At 64.0% G+C, this 17,710-nt stretch carries 13 protein-coding genes and 1 tRNA gene; 9 read left to right on the top strand and 5 right to left on the bottom strand.

The window, feature by feature from the left end; translation table 11 throughout:
* The first annotated feature begins 17 nt into the window (after nt 1–17).
* The 6 genes from SKA58_RS01385 to SKA58_RS01360 all read left to right on the top strand — a co-directional run bounded on the left by SKA58_RS01385 (nt 18) and on the right by SKA58_RS01360 (nt 7,794).
* A complete protein-coding gene (locus tag SKA58_RS01385; RefSeq protein ID WP_323133412.1) occupies nt 18–245 on the top strand; it encodes a DUF3606 domain-containing protein in 228 nt (75 codons plus the stop codon).
* Nucleotides 246–408: 163 nt separating this feature from the next.
* On the top strand, nt 409–3,210 hold the full coding sequence (locus SKA58_RS01380) for a TonB-dependent receptor (protein ID WP_037541997.1): 2,802 nt from the start codon (nt 409–411) through the stop codon (nt 3,208–3,210).
* Between the two features lie 71 nt (nt 3,211–3,281).
* A complete protein-coding gene (locus tag SKA58_RS01375; RefSeq protein WP_009820543.1) occupies nt 3,282–4,682 on the top strand; it encodes a purple acid phosphatase family protein in 1,401 nt (466 codons plus the stop codon).
* Between the two features lie 11 nt (nt 4,683–4,693).
* Nucleotides 4,694–5,764 carry a phytase gene (locus SKA58_RS01370; protein ID WP_009820542.1) on the top strand — a complete coding sequence of 357 codons (1,071 nt, stop codon included), beginning with the start codon at nt 4,694–4,696 and terminating at the stop codon, nt 5,762–5,764.
* Nucleotides 5,765–5,873: 109 nt separating this feature from the next.
* The gene (lgt, locus tag SKA58_RS01365) at nt 5,874–6,740 is read left to right on the top strand and encodes a prolipoprotein diacylglyceryl transferase (protein WP_037542415.1); all 867 of its coding nucleotides are present in this window, start codon (nt 5,874–5,876) and stop codon (nt 6,738–6,740) included.
* Nucleotides 6,730–7,794 carry a class I SAM-dependent methyltransferase gene (locus SKA58_RS01360; protein ID WP_009820540.1) on the top strand — a complete coding sequence of 355 codons (1,065 nt, stop codon included), beginning with the start codon at nt 6,730–6,732 and terminating at the stop codon, nt 7,792–7,794. Before lgt ends, SKA58_RS01360 begins: the two co-directional genes overlap by 11 nt.
* Before the next feature lie 17 nt (nt 7,795–7,811).
* Here SKA58_RS01360 and gmk read toward each other — a convergent pair whose 3' ends face one another.
* The gene (gene gmk, locus SKA58_RS01355; protein ID WP_009820539.1) at nt 7,812–8,477 is read right to left on the bottom strand and encodes a guanylate kinase; all 666 of its coding nucleotides are present in this window, start codon (nt 8,475–8,477) and stop codon (nt 7,812–7,814) included.
* Nucleotides 8,478–8,530: 53 nt separating this feature from the next.
* Here gmk and SKA58_RS01350 point away from each other — a divergent pair, with 53 nt between their 5' ends.
* Nucleotides 8,531–9,103 (top strand): DUF2585 domain-containing protein, encoded by a 573-nt coding sequence (locus SKA58_RS01350; RefSeq protein ID WP_037541996.1) that lies wholly within the window; start codon nt 8,531–8,533, stop codon nt 9,101–9,103.
* A gap of 7 nt (nt 9,104–9,110) precedes the next feature.
* Here the strand turns inward: SKA58_RS01350 and SKA58_RS01345 are convergent, their stop codons facing one another.
* Together SKA58_RS01345 and fumC are read right to left on the bottom strand one after the other, a co-directional pair.
* Nucleotides 9,111–9,452 (bottom strand): hypothetical protein, encoded by a 342-nt coding sequence (locus SKA58_RS01345; RefSeq protein WP_037541995.1) that lies wholly within the window; start codon nt 9,450–9,452, stop codon nt 9,111–9,113.
* A 40-nt stretch (nt 9,453–9,492) separates the two neighbouring features.
* Nucleotides 9,493–10,878, bottom strand: coding sequence for a class II fumarate hydratase (gene fumC, locus SKA58_RS01340; RefSeq protein WP_009820536.1), 1,386 nt, complete (start codon nt 10,876–10,878; stop codon nt 9,493–9,495).
* A gap of 122 nt (nt 10,879–11,000) precedes the next feature.
* Between fumC and SKA58_RS01335 the strand changes: the two genes are divergently transcribed.
* The gene (locus tag SKA58_RS01335) at nt 11,001–12,218 is read left to right on the top strand and encodes an MBL fold metallo-hydrolase (RefSeq protein WP_009820535.1); all 1,218 of its coding nucleotides are present in this window, start codon (nt 11,001–11,003) and stop codon (nt 12,216–12,218) included.
* Nucleotides 12,219–12,279: 61 nt separating this feature from the next.
* Here the strand turns inward: SKA58_RS01335 and SKA58_RS01330 are convergent.
* Nucleotides 12,280–12,366: transfer RNA gene (locus SKA58_RS01330), tRNA-Leu, on the bottom strand.
* Nucleotides 12,367–12,519: 153 nt separating this feature from the next.
* Here SKA58_RS01330 and SKA58_RS01325 point away from each other — a divergent pair.
* Nucleotides 12,520–13,104 (top strand): hypothetical protein, encoded by a 585-nt coding sequence (locus tag SKA58_RS01325; RefSeq protein WP_156784123.1) that lies wholly within the window; start codon nt 12,520–12,522, stop codon nt 13,102–13,104.
* Between the two features lie 26 nt (nt 13,105–13,130).
* Here the strand turns inward: SKA58_RS01325 and gltB are convergent, their stop codons facing one another.
* A complete protein-coding gene (gene gltB / locus SKA58_RS01320) occupies nt 13,131–17,669 on the bottom strand; it encodes a glutamate synthase large subunit (protein ID WP_037542409.1) in 4,539 nt (1,512 codons plus the stop codon).
* Nucleotides 17,670–17,710 lie beyond the last annotated feature (41 nt).

The following is a 17,710-nucleotide window of genomic DNA, read 5'->3' as shown; positions in this document are numbered from 1 at the left end:
GACATGGCGCGCCTTTTATGCGTTGCTTCTTTTCAAAGGCAACCAGGGAAACGCGCCGGACAATGACGACAGGGGAAAGCCGCAGGACACCGCAGGACCTGACATATGTGTCCCTAGAACGGGAGGAAGACCGGCTGTACTGGACCAACCGGTTCAACGTGTCGGGCGATGAGCTGACCGAAGCGGTCGAAACCGTCGGGAACGACGTCGATGCGGTCGCCGCCTATCTCAACGTCGGTCGCTGAATTTACCGCTTACTTTCCCGGGCGTTCACGTAACTGCAACCGCAATTACATTTTTTCGTCATCGTGATGGAATGAAGCTGACGCAATAATCTCTCATGGGCCGGGTCAGCCGGCAGGCGCGCGCACACAAAGCGCATCGCTACGGCAACAGGGAGATTCCAGAATGAACCGCCTTTTCCGCGGCGCGAGCCGCGCTGCCCTTATCCTTGCGCTCTCCATGCCCGTCGCCGCGATCGCCGGCACGATCAGCGGCACGGTGTCGGACGGGACCGGAACCCGCGCCCTTCAATCGACGCAGCTGACCATCGTCGAACTGGGCCGCATCGCCGAAGCCGGTCGCGACGGGTCCTATCGCTTCCCCGACGTCGCGCCGGGCACCTATACGATCGAGGCGCGCTATGTCGGCGCCGATCCGGTCCGCACCACCGTCGTGGTGCCGGCGACCGGCGACGTGGATGCCGACATCCGCATCGGCTCCAACATCGACGCATCCATCATCGTCGTCGGCCAGGTCGCTAACCAGGCGTCGGCCCTGTCGCGCCAGCGCGCAGCCGATGGCGTTGAAAGCGTGCTGACCCGCGACGCGATCGGCCAGTTTCCCGACCAGAATGTCGCGGAATCGCTCCGCCGCCTGCCCGGCATCAACATATTGAACGATCAGGGCGAAGGGCGTTTCGTGTCGGTGCGCGGTCTTGATCCCGAACTCAACGCGGCGTCGGTCAACGGTGCGCGCCTGCCCGCGCCGGAAAGCGATGTCCGCTCGGTGGCGCTGGACGTGGTGCCGTCCGAACTGATCGAATCAATCGAGGTCAAGAAGTCCCTGACGCCCGACATGGACGCCGACACGATCGGCGCCTCGATCGAGATCAACACCACCAGTGCCTTCGACCGCAAGAAGGACCTGTATTCGGTCAAGCTGGAGGGCAGCTACAACGATTATTCGGGGGAAGTCACGCCCAAGGGCAGCGTCGATTTTTCGACCCGTCTGACCGACAGCTTCGGTGTGTCGGGCGGTTTCAGCTATTACAAGCGCAAGTTCGAAACCGACAATATCGAGGCGTCGGACTGGACCACCAGCGAAGACGGCATCGTTTATGCCGAAACGATGGAATATCGCGACTATGACGTCACCCGCAAGCGGATCGGCGCGACGCTCAATTTCGACTGGATGCCCAGCGACACGACCAAGCTCTATGCGCGCGGCATCTACAACCAGTTCGACGACCAGGAATATCGCCGCCGCCTGACCTTCGTTCTGGACGAAGAACCCGCGTCGGGCGATGCCGACAGCGCCTTTTTCACCGATGAGGATGGCCGGATCGAAGTGCGCCGCGACCTCAAGGACCGGTTCGAACGCCAGCGCATCAAGTCGATCGTGCTGGGCGGCACCACCGAAACCGGCCCGTGGAAGCTCACCTATTCGGGCAGCTGGTCGGAATCGACCGAAAAGGAAGCCGGCTCGATCGATCCCATCCGCTGGCGCGCCCGGTTCGATGGGGATGGCGTGGACGTGAACTTCAACTATGCCGATCCGCGCGTCCCCCTGTTTGAGGTGACGAGCGGCGCGGACCTGTTCAACGATCCGTCGGAATATAGCTTCAACCGCGTCGAGCAGACGGTGCTGTCGGATTCGCGCGATCGCGAATATGCGTTGAAGGGCGATATTTCCCGCGCCTTCGTCACCGACAGCGGCACCTTCACCGTGCAGACCGGCATGAAGGCGCGCTGGCGCAAGAAAAGCTATGATTTCACCATGGCCTATTATGGCGATGGCGACCTGGAATTGGGCGATGTGCTGGGCGACCAGACCTATCGCCTCGCCAATCTCGGCCCACTGCCCGCCAAGGGCGCGGCGAGCGACTATTTCTACGCCAATCCCGGCGCCTTTGAACTCGACCCGATCACCAGCGCCTATGAATCGGCCGCGCCCGATTACAGCGCGACGGAAGACATTCTGGCCAGCTATCTGCTCGGTCGGTGGGACAGTGATACGGTGCGCATCATCGGCGGCGTCCGTGTCGAACAAACGCGCAACGCATTGCGCGGCAACCTGACGCAATATGAACTGGACGACGTAGGCGAAGCGACCGGCGTCGTGACCACGCCTAATGTCTTTACAAAGAACTACACCAACTGGCTGCCCAGCCTGACCGCGCGCTTCGAACCAAGCCGTGGTCTGGTGCTGCGCGCGGCGGGTTATAAGAGCCTGGTCCGACCCAAGCTGTCGCAACTGGCGCCGCGCTTCCTTCTGGACGAGGACTTCGCCGCCGAATTCGGCAACCCCGACCTCAAACCCTATCGGGCATGGAACCTCGATGCATCGGCAGAATGGTATTTCAGCGGCAACGGCGCGCTGACCGCTGGTTTCTTCTGGAAGTCGATCAAGGATTATACCGCAGAAATCCGCGACTTCACCGACGGCACCTATAATGGGGTCGCCTATAGCGAGGCGCGATATTTCGTGAATGGCGACACCGCCAAGGTGAAGGGCGTCGAATTGTCCTACAGTCAGGTGTTCAGCTTCCTGCCCGCGCCGTTCGACGGGCTGCTGACGAACCTCAATTACACCTATACCGACGCCACCGGCCGCATCACCAGCTATGATGATGACGACAATGCCTATAGCCGCAAGATCGCCCTGCCCAATGCGTCCAAGCATACGTTCAACGCAGTGCTAGGCTATGAAAAGGGTCCTGTCTCGCTGCGCGCGGCGGGCACCTACCGCAGCAAATATCTTGATGAGCTGGGCGATGGCCCCGACAGCGACCGGTTCGTGGACAATCACTTCCAGCTCGACCTGTCGGCGAAATATAAGCTACTGCCGGGCGTGCGTCTGTTCGCGGACTGGGTGAACGTCAACAACGCCAAATATTATGCCTATCAAAACTACGGCGGTGCGCGTCGCCTGCTGCAATATGAGGAATATAACTGGACGGTGAAGTTCGGCGTGTCGGCCAGCTTCTGATCCTTTTCCTCTCCTCATCTCTGCCGGCCGCCCCGCGCGGCCGGCAGTCCTGTTTTCATGAAGGGACGCGCATGATCCGTCTTTCTTTCGCAGCGCTGTTGCTCGGCTCGGCGCTGCCGGCAATGGCGCAACCTGCGTCTCAGCCCTCCGTTCCGCGTTCGGCCGGCACCCCTTATGCCGCGCGCACCCTGCCCGACCGGATCATGCTGACGCCCGCGGCAGACCCATCCCGCGCCATGGCGGTGAGCTTCCGCACCGATATCGCCCAATCGGCGAGCGAGGCGCAGATCGCTATTTCGGTTGATGGTCCCACGCTGGAGGAAAAGGCGACGACCGTCACTGGTCCCGCCGGCGTGGCCAAGGACAGCGCCAATGGCCCGGCGCTCTATCACCAGATTCGCTTCACCGACCTGACGCCGGACACCGTTTATGCCTATCGGCTCAAGGGCAGCGCAGGCTGGAGCGAGTGGTTGCAATTCCGCACCGCCGCGACGCACGCAAAGCCCTTTCGCTTCCTGTATCTGGGCGACATCCAGAACGGCATCCTCACCTATGCCAGCCGCGTCATCCGTCAGGCCTTCCATGCCAATGGCGGCATCGAGCTGGTCCTGCACGCGGGCGACCTCGCTGCCCAGCGCGACGATCTGGATCATGACGACGAATGGGGCGAATTCAATCAGGCCGGCGGCTATAACTGGTCCATCGTCCCGCAACTGCCCGCGACGGGCAATCACGAATATATCGACGTGACACTGCCCAATGGGCAGGAAAGCCGCACGCTCGGCCCTTATTTCCCACTGCAGTTCGCCTTGCCCGACAATGGCGCGCCCGGCGTCGGAACCACCTATTTTGTCGATTATCAGGGCGTGCGGTTCATCGTCATGGACGGCACGTCGGCCATCGACCTGGGCACCATGGCGCAGCAGACCCGCTGGCTGGACCAGACATTGGCGTCCAGCAAGGCGACATGGAACGTCGTGCTGTTTCACCAACCGGTTTTCACCTGCGCCAGGCCCGATGATACGCCTGAGATCAAGGCGGCATGGCAACCGGTTTTTGAAAGCCGCAAGGTCGATCTGGTGCTGCAAGGCCACGACCATTGCTACAGCCGCCTGACGTCCGAGGCGGGGCGCGCGGCGTCGGCCAAGGCGCGAGCGGATGGCGCGGTTCAGGGACCGGTCTATCTCGTCTCCGTCACGGGTTCGAAAATGTACGGCCTTAACGACCGCGCCCGCACCCAGCCCGACAAGACCGCCGAAGCGACCGAACTTTACCAGATCGTGGATGTGGCGGGCGACCGGCTGACATTCCGCACCTATACAGCGTCGGGCAAGCTCTATGACGGGTTCGACCTGCACAAGCGCGCCGACGGCAATCACCTGACGGACACGACCGAGCCGACCATCGCTCAGCGCACCTGCACGGGCGATGTCGGCCCGGACGGGGGCAAATGCGTCGCCCGCGCCAAATAAGGAGCAGTAGCATGAAGCGTGTCATTCTTCCCCTGACCGGCCTGCTCGCGCTTGCGGCCTGCGCGACCGCGAACCAGGACGTGCCGGTCGAGGTCCGCATCGCCAATGCGACGCCGGCCGTTTCCGTCACCGCGCGCGGCGAAACCGCGCCGGTCGGCACCGCCAATGCCGACGCCGCCGACGACCCCGCAATCTGGCGCAATGCTGCCGATCCCGCGCAGAGCCTGATCGTGGGCACCGACAAGAAGGCCGGGCTCTACGTCTATGGTCTGGATGGCAAGACCCGCGACTTTCTGGACGCGGGCCGCGTCAACAATGTTGATCTGAAGGATGGCGTCATCATCAACGGCGCGCCGGGCGTGCTGGTCGCCGCGTCCGATCGCAGCGATGTCGCCCATGCCAAGGTGGCGCTGTTCCGGCTCGATACCGCGACCGCGAAACTGACCGCCATCGGCAAGGTCGATGGCGGCATGGGCGAAGCCTATGGTCTGTGCCTGGGCCGCGATGAGAGCGGCCTGTCGGCCTTCATCGTGCTGAAGGACGGGACCATCCACCAGATTGCGGTCGACACGTCTGGCGCGGCACCCACCGGGCGTATCGTGCGCACCATGAAGCTGGGCACGCAGGCGGAAGGCTGCGCAGTCGATGACCGTACGCACACCCTTTATGTCGCGGAGGAGGATGTCGGCCTGTGGCGCTTCGACGCGCGCGGCACCGGTGCAACCACGCCGACGAAGATCGCGGCGGCGGACGGCAAGAACCTCGTCATGGATGCCGAAGGCGTGGCCATCGCGCCGATCGGCGAGAAAGACGGCTATGTCATCGTGTCGAGCCAGGGCGACAATGCCTATGTCCTCTATCGCCTGCGCGACGACGCCTATGTCGGCCGCTTTCGCGTCGTCGATGGCCAAGTTGGCGGGTCGGAGGAAACCGACGGCATCGAAGTGATGCTGGGCGATTTCGGCCCGGCCTATCCCGGCGGCCTCTTCGTCGCGCAGGATGGCCATAACGCGGCGGCCGCGCAGAATTTCAAGCTCGTCGCCTGGGACGATATCGCCAAGGCGCTCGGCCTGCTACATTGACGCAAGGAGAGGGAGGTAGTCACAAAGACGCCCCCCTCCCCACAGCCCCTTGGTCTGACGCTGCCCTTGCTCTATGGGGGCAGGCCTGTCCAATTTGAGGGAAGCCGATTTGATCCTGGACCTTGCCGCGGCCGCTTCGAGTGCCATCCACTTCAACGATCTGGGGCTTGATCCGGTCGCCCTCGACCTCGGCTTCTTTCAGCTGAAATGGTACAGCCTGGCCTATCTCGCCGGCATCCTGATCGGCTATTGGTATCTGCTCAAGCTGGTCGCGCAGCCCGGATCGCCGATGGCGCGCCGTCATGCCGACGACATGATCTTCTATGCAACGCTGGGCATCATCATCGGCGGGCGGCTCGCTTACGTGATCTTCTACCAGCCTGAAATTCTGGCCAATCCGCTGGACATTTTCAAACTGTGGAATGGCGGCATGTCCTTCCATGGCGGCGCGGTGGGCGTGTCGCTCGGCATCCTCTACATGGCGCGGAAGGAAAAGCTGAGCTGGCTGCGGATCCACGATTATGTCGCCTGCGTCGTGCCCTTCGGCCTGTTCTTCGGTCGCCTCGCCAATTTCGTGAACGGAGAGTTGTGGGGCAAGGCGACTGACGTGCCCTGGGCGATCGTCTTTCCCACCGGCGGCGACGTGCCGCGCCATCCCAGCCAGCTGTATGAAGCAGGGCTGGAGGGCATTATCCTGTTCCTGATCCTGGCCTTTGCCTTCTGGAAGACCAAGGCGCGCTACAAGCCCGGCATGCTGGTGGGCATCTTCCTGCTGGGCTATGGCTGTTTCCGCTTCGCCGTCGAATATTTCCGCGAAGCCGATGCGCAATTAATGGAATTTGCGGCGCGCACCGGGCTGCATATGGGTCAGTGGCTCTGTATTCCGATGATCCTGGCTGGCCTCTATTTTATCCTGACCGCCAAGGGCCGGCGCCTGCGCGTCGAACCGGTCGCAGGAAGCGCCAGTGTCGCCTGATCCGCTGCCGCTGGCCGACAGGCTGGCGCGGCAGATCGCCTCTGGCGGACCGATTTCGGTCGCCCATTATATCGCCGAGGCGAACCAGCATTATTACGCCACTCGCGATCCCCTGGGCGCGGAGGGCGATTTCACGACCGCGCCGGAAATCAGCCAGATGTTCGGGGAGCTTGTCGGGCTGGCGCTGGCCGACATCTGGATGCGGTCGGGCCGAAGCGGGCAGGCCGCCTATGTCGAACTCGGCCCCGGACGCGGCACGCTGGCGTCCGATGCCCTGCGCGCGATGCAGCGCGCCGCCCTGGCGCCGCCAGTGCATCTGGTGGAAACCAGTCCAGCGCTGCGCGGCCGGCAACAGGCGCTGCTGCCCACCGCGATCCACCATGACACGATCGCGAGCCTGCCCGAACAAGGCCCGCTGCTGGTCGTCGCCAATGAATTTTTCGACGCGCTGCCCGTCCGCCAATGCATCCGGGTCGGCGACGAATGGCGCGAGCGGGTGCTGCTGCCGCGCGAAGAGCCGGGCCGCTTCATCGCGGTCGCAGGCTATCGCCGCATCGAATCGGGCCTGCCGCCGATTGCGGCGGATGCGCCCGATGGTGCGATCCTGGAATCGCCGATCGCAGCCGCGGAAATCGCCTATGCCCTGGCGCAGAAGATCGCGCGGCAGGGCGGCGCGGCGATCATCGTCGACTATGGCTATGAAGGGCCGGCGCTGGGCGACACGCTTCAGGCGGTGAAGGCGCACCGGTTCGCCGATCCCTTCGCCGATCCGGGCGAGGTGGACCTCACCACCCATGTCGATTTCACCATGCTCGGCAATATGGCTCGGCAGGCGGGGCTGCGCGTCCATGGCCCGGTGGGTCAGGGCAGCTTCCTGCGCCAGCTGGGCATCGACGCCCGCGCCGCGCAACTGGCCGCCGGAGCACCTGCGCGCGCGCAGGACGTGCAGGCCGCGGCGCACCGGCTGACCGATGCGGACGCGATGGGCACGCTGTTCAAGGCGATGGCGTGGACCCACCCGGACTGGGCCGATCCGGCAGGGTTTGACGCCTAACGGGCAGACGCGCCCGATTAGTCGTCCTGATGATAGCGGCTGAGCTTGCGGATGAAGCCGATGAGACCGGTCTGGCGGCTGCGCTTCATCCGTTCGGCGTGCAGGATGGTCTGGACGCGGCGGAAACAATCCTCCGCATCGACATTGCACAGCACATAGTCATAGCCGTCCCAGTGAGCGATTTCGCCCGCGGCGCGCGCCATGCGCCCTTCGATCACGTCATTGCTGTCGGTGGCGCGCCCGCGCAGGCGACGCTCCAGCTCCTCCATCGACGGCGGCAGGATGAAGATGCGCACGACATCGCCCCCGGCAATCTGGTGCAACTGCTGCGCGCCCTGCCAGTCAATGTCGAACAGCACGTCCTTGCCCGATTTCAGCATCGCTTCCACCGGCGCGCGCGGCGTGCCGTAGCGCTGGCCGAACACATGCGCCCATTCCAGAAATTCATGGTCATTCGCCATGCGCCGGAAATCTTCCAGATCGACGAAATGATAATCCTTGCCGTCGACCTCGCCCGGCCGCATCGGCCGCGTGGTCGCCGACACCGACATGGACAAGTCGGGCTCGGCCGCCAGCAACTTGCGCGCGATCGTCGATTTGCCCGCGCCAGAGGGCGAGGACAGGACGAACAGGACGCCGCGGCGCTTGAAATCGGGAATGTCTGCTGGGATGGTGTCGGCCATGGCCGCTAGTGGCCGGAAAGACGCATTTTTGCAAGAGGCGGGGGATCGGCGGATTGACGGCATCGCATAGGCGACGAAACAGACGCGGTTTTCTGCTGGCGGCCTTGATAGCGGCAATGGCGTGTGGATTGCTGTTCCTGATGGACAGGCCACCCATCTGCGCCTGCGGCCGGGTGGAAGTGTGGCACGGCGCGCTCGACAGTGGCAACAGTCAGCATATCGCGGATTGGTATAGCCTCAGCCATGTCATCCATGGCTTCCTATTCTATGCGCTGACGCGTTGGCTGCTGCGGCGGCAACCCCTCGGCGAGCGGCTTGCCATTGCGGTGGGAATCGAGGCGGCGTGGGAGATTGTCGAAAACTCCCCCATCATCATCGACCGGTATCGCACGGCGACGATCGCGCTTGGCTATTCGGGCGATTCCATTGTCAACTCGATGAGCGATATTGCAATGATGACGCTGGGGTTTGTCTTCGCGGCGCGAGCACCGGCGTGGCTGACGGTGTCGCTGGCGATCGGGCTGGAATTATTGGCGCTTTTCGTCATCCGCGACAATCTGACGCTCAACATCCTGATGCTGACCTCGCCGGTCGAGGCCGTTCGCGACTGGCAGGCCGCGCTTTAAGGGGGGGTCAGCGCTGGGTGGTCTTGCGCGCGCTCTCGATCGGGATAGCCTCACCGGTCCGGTCGGGCAGCAGTTTCTGCGCTTTTTTCGCGTCGGCCGCGCGTTTCGCTTCGAACATCTTGCCGGCCATATAGGCCCCGGTCACAAACATCGCGCCAGCGGGATAGCGCAGAATGAGCCGCTTCGCGCCTGCGCCGGCGAGCAGGCCGATCACGCCCTTCTTGCCCGTATCCGCAGCCACACGCGCAGCGACGAGCGTCGCGCCGACGCGCGCCGCCTTGCGCAATATTCCACGCTTCTTATGCGATTTGGGGGCCATAAGGGCGGGGGGCGCGGATTTCCTCTTCATATAAGGTCAATGTATCGCGCGGCGACTGGTTCCGCCAGCGTCAGACCATATTTTCCGGCCGCACCAGCCGGTCGAAGGTCGGCCCGTCGACCAGCCCCAGTTCCAGTCCCGCCTCCCGCAGCGTCTGCCCGGTCTTGTGGGCGTGTTTGGCGATCGTGGCGGCATTGTCATAGCCGATTTCGGGCGCGAGCGCCGTGACCAACATCAAAGACCGGTTGACCAGATCAGCGATCCGTTCTTCATTCGCCTTCAGCCCGTCGACACAGCGTTCGGCGAAGCTTTCCATGCCGACGCTCAGCAGGTGAATGGACCGCAGCACATTGGCGCCGATCAACGGCATGAAGACATTGAGTTCGAAATGCCCCTGCATGCCGCCCACCGTCACCGCCTGATGATTGCCGATCACCTGCGCCGCCACCATGGTCAGCGATTCGCACTGGGTCGGGTTGACCTTGCCCGGCATGATCGAGCTGCCCGGTTCATTGGCCGGCAGGTCCAGTTCGCCCAACCCCGATCGCGGCCCCGATCCCAGAAACCGGATATCATTGGCGATTTTGGTCAGCGCCACCGCCAGCGTGTTGAGCGCCCCGGAATAGAAGACCAGCCCGTCCTTGGCGGCAAGCTGCTCGAATTTGTTCGGCGCTGCCTCGAACGGCGTGCCGGCAATGTCGCTGATCGCCGCGACCATGTCCTGCGCCCAGCCCTCCGGCGCGTTGAGCCCCGTGCCGACCGCGGTTCCGCCGATCGCCAGCTTGCGGATATTGCCATTGAGCGCGCCTTCGATCCGCGCCTTGCTGCTGATCAGTTGCGCGGCATAGCCGGAAAATTCCTGCCCCAGCGTCAGCGGCGTCGCGTCCTGCGTGTGGGTACGGCCGATCTTGACGATGTGACCCCACGCCTTGGCTTTGCCCGTCAACGCCGCGGTCAGCTTTTCCAGCGCTGGGATCAGCCGGTCGCGCGTCGCAAGCACGGTGGCGACATGCAGCGCGGTCGGAAAGCTGTCGTTGGACGACTGGCTCATATTGACATGATCATTGGGATGGACGGGGCTCTTGCCGCCGCGCGTGCCGGCCAGCTTTTCATTGGCATAGCCCGCGATCACTTCATTGACGTTCATGTTGGTCTGGGTGCCGCTGCCCGTCTGCCAGATGACGAGCGGGAACTGATCGTCGAGCGCGCCCGATACGATGGCCTGCGCGGCGTCCTCGATCCCCTCCACGATCTGCGGGTCCAGGCCATGTTTCGCATTCACCCGCGCCGCCGCCTGCTTCACGATAGCCTGCGCGTGGACGATGCCGATCGGCATGCGCTCGGTCGCGCCGAACGGAAAATTCTCGATACTACGCTGGGTCTGCGCACCCCAATAGGCGGCGGCGGGGACTTCGATGGCCCCGATGCTGTCGGTTTCGGTGCGCGTGTCAGCCATGAAGCGGGACTCCCAATTGAGAACAAATCGCAAAACATGTAGCGACGCGCGCCGGGATTCCAACCCTTGTCCCCCGCGCTCGCTGCGCTATGCACGGGGCCGTCACCAGCGCGGGAGCATCCATGGGTCGGCTCATCACCATCATCCGGGGCGCGGGCATCGCGCTGTTGTTCCTTGTCATCGCCTTGTGCCTGGCGATCACGATCGTGCCGCCCTTCCTCGATCGCATCTATTACGACGGGCCGGTCAGTCGCCATTATGACGGCGCGCATTTCTTCAATCCCGATGGAGACATCACACCCCCGGCACCGCCCGGCACCAGCCGATCTGGCTTTGTCGCGCGTTGGTTACTGGGCGATGACGACCGCCCGGCCTGGCCGCAAGCGGTGGCGGTCAAGCCGTCCCGCCCCGCGCCCTTCGCCGCGCCGCGCGGCATGATCGCGACCTGGGTCGGTCATGCGACGGTGCTGGTGCAGGCGGCCGGCCTCAACATCCTCACCGACCCCATCTGGTCCGACCATGCCAGCCCCTTTCCCCCGCTTGGCCCCAAGCGGGTGGCGCAACCGGGCATCCGCTTCGATGATCTGCCCAAGATCGACCTGATTGTGCTCAGCCACAATCATTATGACCATATGGATCTGCCGACGCTCAAACGGCTCTGGGCGCGTGACCGGCCCAAAATCGTCACCAGCCTGGGCAACGATACGATCCTGAAACATCATGGCATCCCGGCGACCGCACTCGACTGGGGCCAGTCGGTCAGCGGCGCGGCGCTGAGCGGCCTGGCCCCCAATGCGGTGATCCAGTGCGGCAATTACGAACATTGCCCCGATTATCGCGTGCATGTGACGCGCAACCATCATTGGGGCAGTCGCTGGGGCAGCGACCGTAACCGGGCGCTGTGGTCGAGCTTCGTGATCGAAACCCGGGCGGGCAATATCTTCTTTGCCGGCGACACCGGTGCGGGCGACATGGGCTGGCCGATCGAGGCGCGCCGCTACGGCCCGATCCGACTGGCGCTCATCCCCATCGGCGCGTTCCGCTTCTGGAAAGGGCAGATGCAGTCGGACGCGCATATCGGCCCGATCCAGGCGGTGGAGGTGTTCAGACGGCTGGGCGCGTCGACCGCCATTCCCATTCACTGGGGCACATTCCGCCTGTCCTATGAAGGATGGAACACGCCGCCCCGAATGCTGCAACTGGCGCTGCGCTGCGCCGGCATCCCTGCCGAGCGCTTCGCCCCGCTGCGCATCGGTCAGCCGCTGGCCATCCCGACCACCAGCGCGGTGCCGTCGGTCCCGCGCCGGTGCGACGAACGCGCGATACGGGCGCTGGAATAGGCGCGAGGCCGCGCCATGGTCGCAGCCGCCTGCGCCGGCAGATGAATGCTGAAAGAAAAGATGGTGCGGTCGAGAAGACTCGAACTTCCACGGCCTTTCGGCCACAACGACCTCAACGTTGCGCGTCTACCAATTCCGCCACGACCGCACATCAACAGGGAAACCGGCGGGGCCGGTGCCTTGGTAGGAGGCGGCCCTTAGCAAAGGCTTTTGGGCCATGCAACAAGTGATGTGCGTCTGCGTTGGCTTTGTAGTGAGAAACGATGGGTGATCCGCTAAGGGAGCGGAAGGAGCGGACGTGATGCGATTATGGATGCTGTCAGGCGGCACGGTGGCCGCCGCCACGGCGATGGGCCTGACGTTGGGGAGCTACGCCGTCAGCCCCCAGCGATCGCCGCTGGACCAGCCGGACGCAGAGCCGATCAGCACTGATTTCGCCGCTGCACCGGTCGCCATGTCCGATCCTGGCCCACAGACGATCAGCTGCACCGGCTGTGGCCCCACGCTGGCGGAGCGCCGCTACGCCGCCGATATGGCAGGGTATGACAGCTATGCCATGATCGACGGCGGCAGCAGCGACCCGATGGTGCAAGACTATATGGCGCAGGATTATGGCGCACCGCCGCTGGAGGGCAGCTTGCAAGAGGCCGCTTTGGTGAAGGTCCCCGTCCCGACCATCCACCAGTTGCCGCCCAATGTCGTGCGCTTTGCCGATGGCCCGTCCCCCGCCGAACGGCCCGCGACGCCGGCATCACGGCCGGCATCGCAGCCAGCAGCCCGTTCCGTCATGCGGGTGGCGCTGGGCGGACAGCAGAACAGGGCGGACGCTCCGCCCCGTTCCGCCATGACCCAACCTGCTATGACCGCGCCCGCCAGCGCCTATTGACCCGCTGCCGGCATGCGGTCAGCCGATCACTCGGCCGCCACCGTCTGCATCGGCACATCGCTGAGGGGATGCGACAGGCGGTTCACCATTTCCTTGGGGCAAACCTGCCAGAAATACCGACGCCAGCGATCCCAATCGTCCAATATGGTGTTGGACCACCGGCTGTCCGTCGCCACCGCATGTTCGGCGATCAGCGCCTTCAGCTGCGCTTCCCAATGGGCGCTTTCCAGCCGCTGCCAGATGATGCTTTCGGGATTGGCGCGAGAGGGGAAGCGGCCATCCTCGTCTAGGATGAAGGCCATGCCGCCCGTCATCCCGGCGCCGAAATTGGCGCCGGTCTCGCCCAGGATCACGGCGGTGCCGCCGGTCATATATTCGCAGCCATTGGCGCCGCAGCCTTCCACCACGACCTGCGCGCCCGAATTGCGGACCGCAAAGCGCTCCCCCGCCTGCCCCGCCGCGAACAGCTTTCCACTGGTCGCGCCGTAAAGGACGGTGTTGCCGATGATGGTGTTATCCTTCGACGATAGCGGCGAGGACACAGTCGTGCGCACTTTGATGATGCCGCCCGACAACCCCTTGCCGACATAGTCATTGGCGTCGCCAAAGACCTCCAGCGTGATGCCCTTGCACAGGAATGCGCCCAGCGACTGGCCCGCGCTGCCGCGCAGCCGGACGGTCAGATGCCCGTCGGCCAGCGCCGACATGCCAAACTTCTCGGTGATGCGGGCGGACAGCCGCGTGCCGACCGCACGATGCGTGTTGCGCACGGTGTAGGTGAGCTGCATCTTCTCGCCGCGTTCGAATACCGCGCGCGCATCCTTCATCATCTGCGCGTCCAGGCTGTCGGGCACCTCGTTGCGCCATTCCTTGAGCGAAAAACGGCGCTGCTCGTCGGGCGCATCGACCTTGGCCAGGATGGGGTTGAGGTCCAGGTCGTCCAGATGCTCGGCGCCGCGATTGACCTGCTTGAGCAGTTCGGTCCGGCCGATCACCTCGTCCAGGCTGCGGAAGCCCAGCCGCGCCAGTATCTCGCGCACTTCCTCGGCGATGAAGGTCATGAGGTTGATGACCTTTTCGGGCGTGCCGGTGAATTTCTGGCGCAGTTTTTCGTCCTGCACGCACACGCCCACCGGGCAGGTGTTGCTGTGACACTGGCGCACCATGATGCAGCCCATCGCGACGAGGCTGAGCGTGCCGATGCCGAACTCCTCCGCACCCAGGATCGCGGCGATGACGATGTCGCGCCCGGTCTTGAGGCCGCCGTCGGTCCGCAGCTTCACCCGATGCCGCAGGCCGTTGAGCGTGAGCACCTGATTGGCCTCACTCAGGCCCATTTCCCACGGCGTCCCGGCATATTTAATCGACGTCTGCGGGCTGGCCCCGGTGCCCCCGACATGGCCCGCGACCAGGATGACGTCGGCATGCGCCTTGGCGACGCCCGCCGCGACCGTGCCGATGCCCGCCTGGCTGACGAGCTTGACGCACACCCGCGCGCGCGGGTTGATCATCTTGCAGTCGTAGATGAGCTGCGCCAGATCCTCGATCGAATAGATGTCATGATGCGGCGGCGGTGAAATCAGCGTCACGCCGGGCGTCGAATGGCGCAGCTTCGCGATGAACTCCGTCACCTTGAAACCGGGCAGCTGGCCGCCCTCTCCGGGCTTGGCGCCCTGCGCCACCTTGATTTCGATTTCCTCGGCCGATCCCAGATATTCGGCATGGACGCCAAAGCGGCCCGACGCGATCTGCTTGATCACCGAATTCGCGTTGTCGCCATTTTCATAAGGGGTGAAGCGGTTGGCATCCTCGCCGCCTTCGCCCGACACCGCCTTCGCGCCGATGCGGTTCATCGCGATCGCCAGCGTTTCATGCGCTTCGGGCGACAAAGCGCCCAGGCTCATGCCCGGCGTCACGAATCGCTTGCGGATTTCGGTGGTGGCTTCCACCTCGTCAATCGGCACGGCTTCGCGCGCGAAGTTGAATTCCATCAGGTCGCGCAGATAGACCGGCGGCAAATCGCGCACACCGCGCGAAAATTGCAGATAGGTCGAATAGCTGTCGGTCCCGACCGCGGTTTGCAGCAGATGCATCAATTGCGCGGAATAGGCGTGGCTTTCGCCGCCATTGCGCTGGCGGTAGAACCCCCCGACCGGCAGGCGCACGACCGCCGCGTCATAGGCCGCCTGATGCCGCAGCATCGCGCTGTAATGCAGCGACTGATAGCCTTCGCCCGAAATCTTGGCGGGCATGCCGGGGAACAGGTCGTTGACCAGTGCGCGCGACAAGCCGACCGCTTCGAAATTATAGCCGCCGCGATAGGAGCTGATGACCGCAATGCCCATCTTGGACATGATCTTGAGCAGCCCTTCGTTGATCGCCGTGCGATAGCGTTCGACACACTGGTCCAGGCTCAGCTCGCCGAACAGGCCGCGCGCATGGCGATCCGCGATGCTCGCTTCGGCCAGATAGGCATTTACCGTGGTCGCGCCCACGCCGATCAGCACCGCATAATAATGGGTGTCGAGCGCTTCGGCGCACCGCACGTTGATCGACGCGTAGCTGCGCAGCCCCTTGCGCACCAGATGGGTGTGGACGGCGGCCGCCGCCAGCACGCCCTGAATCGCGATGCGCGTTTCGCTGACATGCTCGTCTGTCAGGAAAATCTCGGTCCGCCCTTCGCGCACCGCCTGTTCGGCCTCCTGCCGGATGCGGGCGATCGCGGCGCGCAGCTGTTCCTGCCCGCCTTCGGCCGGAAAGGTGCAATCAATTTCCGCGACCGCCGCGCCGAAATTGGCCTTCAGCCGCGCCCATTCGCCGCTAGTGACGACCGGCGATTCCAGCACCAGCACATGGCTGTTCTGCGCGCCTTCCTCCAAAATATTGTGCAGGTTGGAAAAGCGCGTCTTGAGGCTCATCACATGCCGTTCGCGCAACGGGTCGATCGGCGGGTTGGTGACCTGGCTGAAATTCTGGCGGAAGAAATGGCTCATGGTGCGCGGCTTGTCGGAAATGACGGCCAGCGGCGTATCATCGCCCATGGACCCGATCGCTTCCTTCGCATCCTCGACCATGGGGCTGAGGATCAGTTCCATATCCTCCAGCGTCATGTTCGCCGCGACCTGCCGGCGCGTCAGTTCCGCCTTGTCCCACGCCGGCAGTGCGCTGGGCGCGTCGGCCAAGTCATCGACGGTCAGGAAGTCCTTGATCAAATCGCCATAGGGCCGCTCGCCGGCGATCTGGTCCTTGATCGCGCGATCGTCGTAGATTTCGCCTTCCTGCAAATCGACCGCGATCATCTGGCCCGGTCCCATGCGCCCCTTGCGCACGATGGTGGTTTCGGGAACCACGACCATGCCGGTTTCCGATCCCACGATCAGCAGATTGTCGCCGGTCAGCGTGTAGCGCAGCGGCCGCAGCGCATTGCGATCGACGCCGGCCACGACCCAGCGCCCGTCCGTCATCGCGAGCGCGGCCGGGCCGTCCCACGGCTCCATGACGGAGGCGAGATATTCATACATGTCCGCATGCGCCTTGGGCAGTTCGGCATTGTCGCCCTGCCAGGCTTCGGGAACCAGCATCAGCTTGGCCGTAGGCGCGTCCCGACCCGATCGACAGATCGCCTCGAACACGGCGTCCAGCGCGGCGGTATCGGATGCGCCCGCCGGAATGACCGGCTTGATATCCTCCGACTGCTCGCCAAAGGCGAGGCTCGCCATCTTGATCTCGTGGCTCTTCATCCAGTTCTTGTTGCCGCGGATCGTGTTGATCTCGCCATTATGGGCTAGCGTGCGGAACGGCTGGGCCAGCCACCATTGCGGGAAAGTATTGGTGGAATAACGCTGGTGGAAGATCGCGACACGGCTTTCGAACCGCTCATCCTGCAAATCGGGATAGAAGACCGACAGCGATTCCGCCAGGAACAGCCCCTTGTAGATGATCGAGCGGCAGGACAGCGAACAGATGTAGAAATCCTGGATCTGCGCCGCGATCACCTTGCGCTCGATGCGCCGGCGGATGAGGTAGAGGTCCTTCTCGAATTCAGCGACGTCGCGTTCCTCGGGCATCGGCCCGGCGATCATGATCTGCTCGATTTCCGGGCGCGTGCGCTGCGCCTTTTCACCGATGACCGACACATCGACCGGGACCTGGCGCCAGCCATAGATGGTATAGCCCGCCTCGATGATCTCGCTCTCGACGATGGTGCGGCAGGTTTCCTGGGCGCTGAGGTCCGTGCGCGGCAGGAAGATCATGCCGACCGCCAGGCGATTGGGCAGCGGCTTGTGCCCGCCATCGGCGATCGCGTCGTCAAAGAAGCGCACCGGCAGGTCGACATGGATGCCCGCGCCATCGCCGGTCTTGCCATCGGCGTCCACCGCGCCGCGATGCCACACGGCCTTCAATGCATCGATCGCGCTCGACACCACGCGCCGCGACGGCTTGCCATCGGTCGCCGCGACCAGCCCCACGCCACAGGCGTCGGATTCGAGGTCGGGATGATACATGCCCTGCGCAGCGATGCGCGCCCGTTCTTGGGGGCGGGCGGTGAAATTGGTGTCGCTCATCATGACTACCCTTGGATGCGGCCGTCCGCTTTCAACGTCGG

This window comes from Sphingomonas sp. SKA58 (assembly GCF_000153545.1).
GTDB classification, from domain to species: Bacteria; Pseudomonadota; Alphaproteobacteria; order Sphingomonadales; family Sphingomonadaceae; genus Sphingobium; species Sphingobium soli.
Note: the sequence above shows the minus strand (reverse complement) of the source record. Positions and strands in the feature narration are given on the sequence as shown.

What these genes read in the sequence shown, in the direction of transcription:
- SKA58_RS01385 (WP_323133412.1), top strand. Translation starts at nt 18, where the DNA reads ATGCGTTGCTTCTTTTCAAAGGCAACCAGGGAAACGCGCCGGACAATG.
- SKA58_RS01325 (WP_156784123.1), top strand. Translation starts at nt 12,520, where the DNA reads ATGCGATTATGGATGCTGTCAGGCGGCACGGTGGCCGCCGCCACGGCG.
- SKA58_RS01345 (WP_037541995.1), bottom strand. Translation starts at nt 9,452, where the DNA reads ATGAAGAGGAAATCCGCGCCCCCCGCCCTTATGGCCCCCAAATCGCAT.
- SKA58_RS01370 (WP_009820542.1), top strand. Translation starts at nt 4,694, where the DNA reads ATGAAGCGTGTCATTCTTCCCCTGACCGGCCTGCTCGCGCTTGCGGCC.
- SKA58_RS01335 (WP_009820535.1), top strand. Translation starts at nt 11,001, where the DNA reads ATGGGTCGGCTCATCACCATCATCCGGGGCGCGGGCATCGCGCTGTTG.
- SKA58_RS01380 (WP_037541997.1), top strand. Translation starts at nt 409, where the DNA reads ATGAACCGCCTTTTCCGCGGCGCGAGCCGCGCTGCCCTTATCCTTGCG.
- fumC (WP_009820536.1), bottom strand. Translation starts at nt 10,878, where the DNA reads ATGGCTGACACGCGCACCGAAACCGACAGCATCGGGGCCATCGAAGTC.
- gmk (WP_009820539.1), bottom strand. Translation starts at nt 8,477, where the DNA reads ATGGCCGACACCATCCCAGCAGACATTCCCGATTTCAAGCGCCGCGGC.
- SKA58_RS01375 (WP_009820543.1), top strand. Translation starts at nt 3,282, where the DNA reads ATGATCCGTCTTTCTTTCGCAGCGCTGTTGCTCGGCTCGGCGCTGCCG.
- gltB (WP_037542409.1), bottom strand. Translation starts at nt 17,669, where the DNA reads ATGAGCGACACCAATTTCACCGCCCGCCCCCAAGAACGGGCGCGCATC.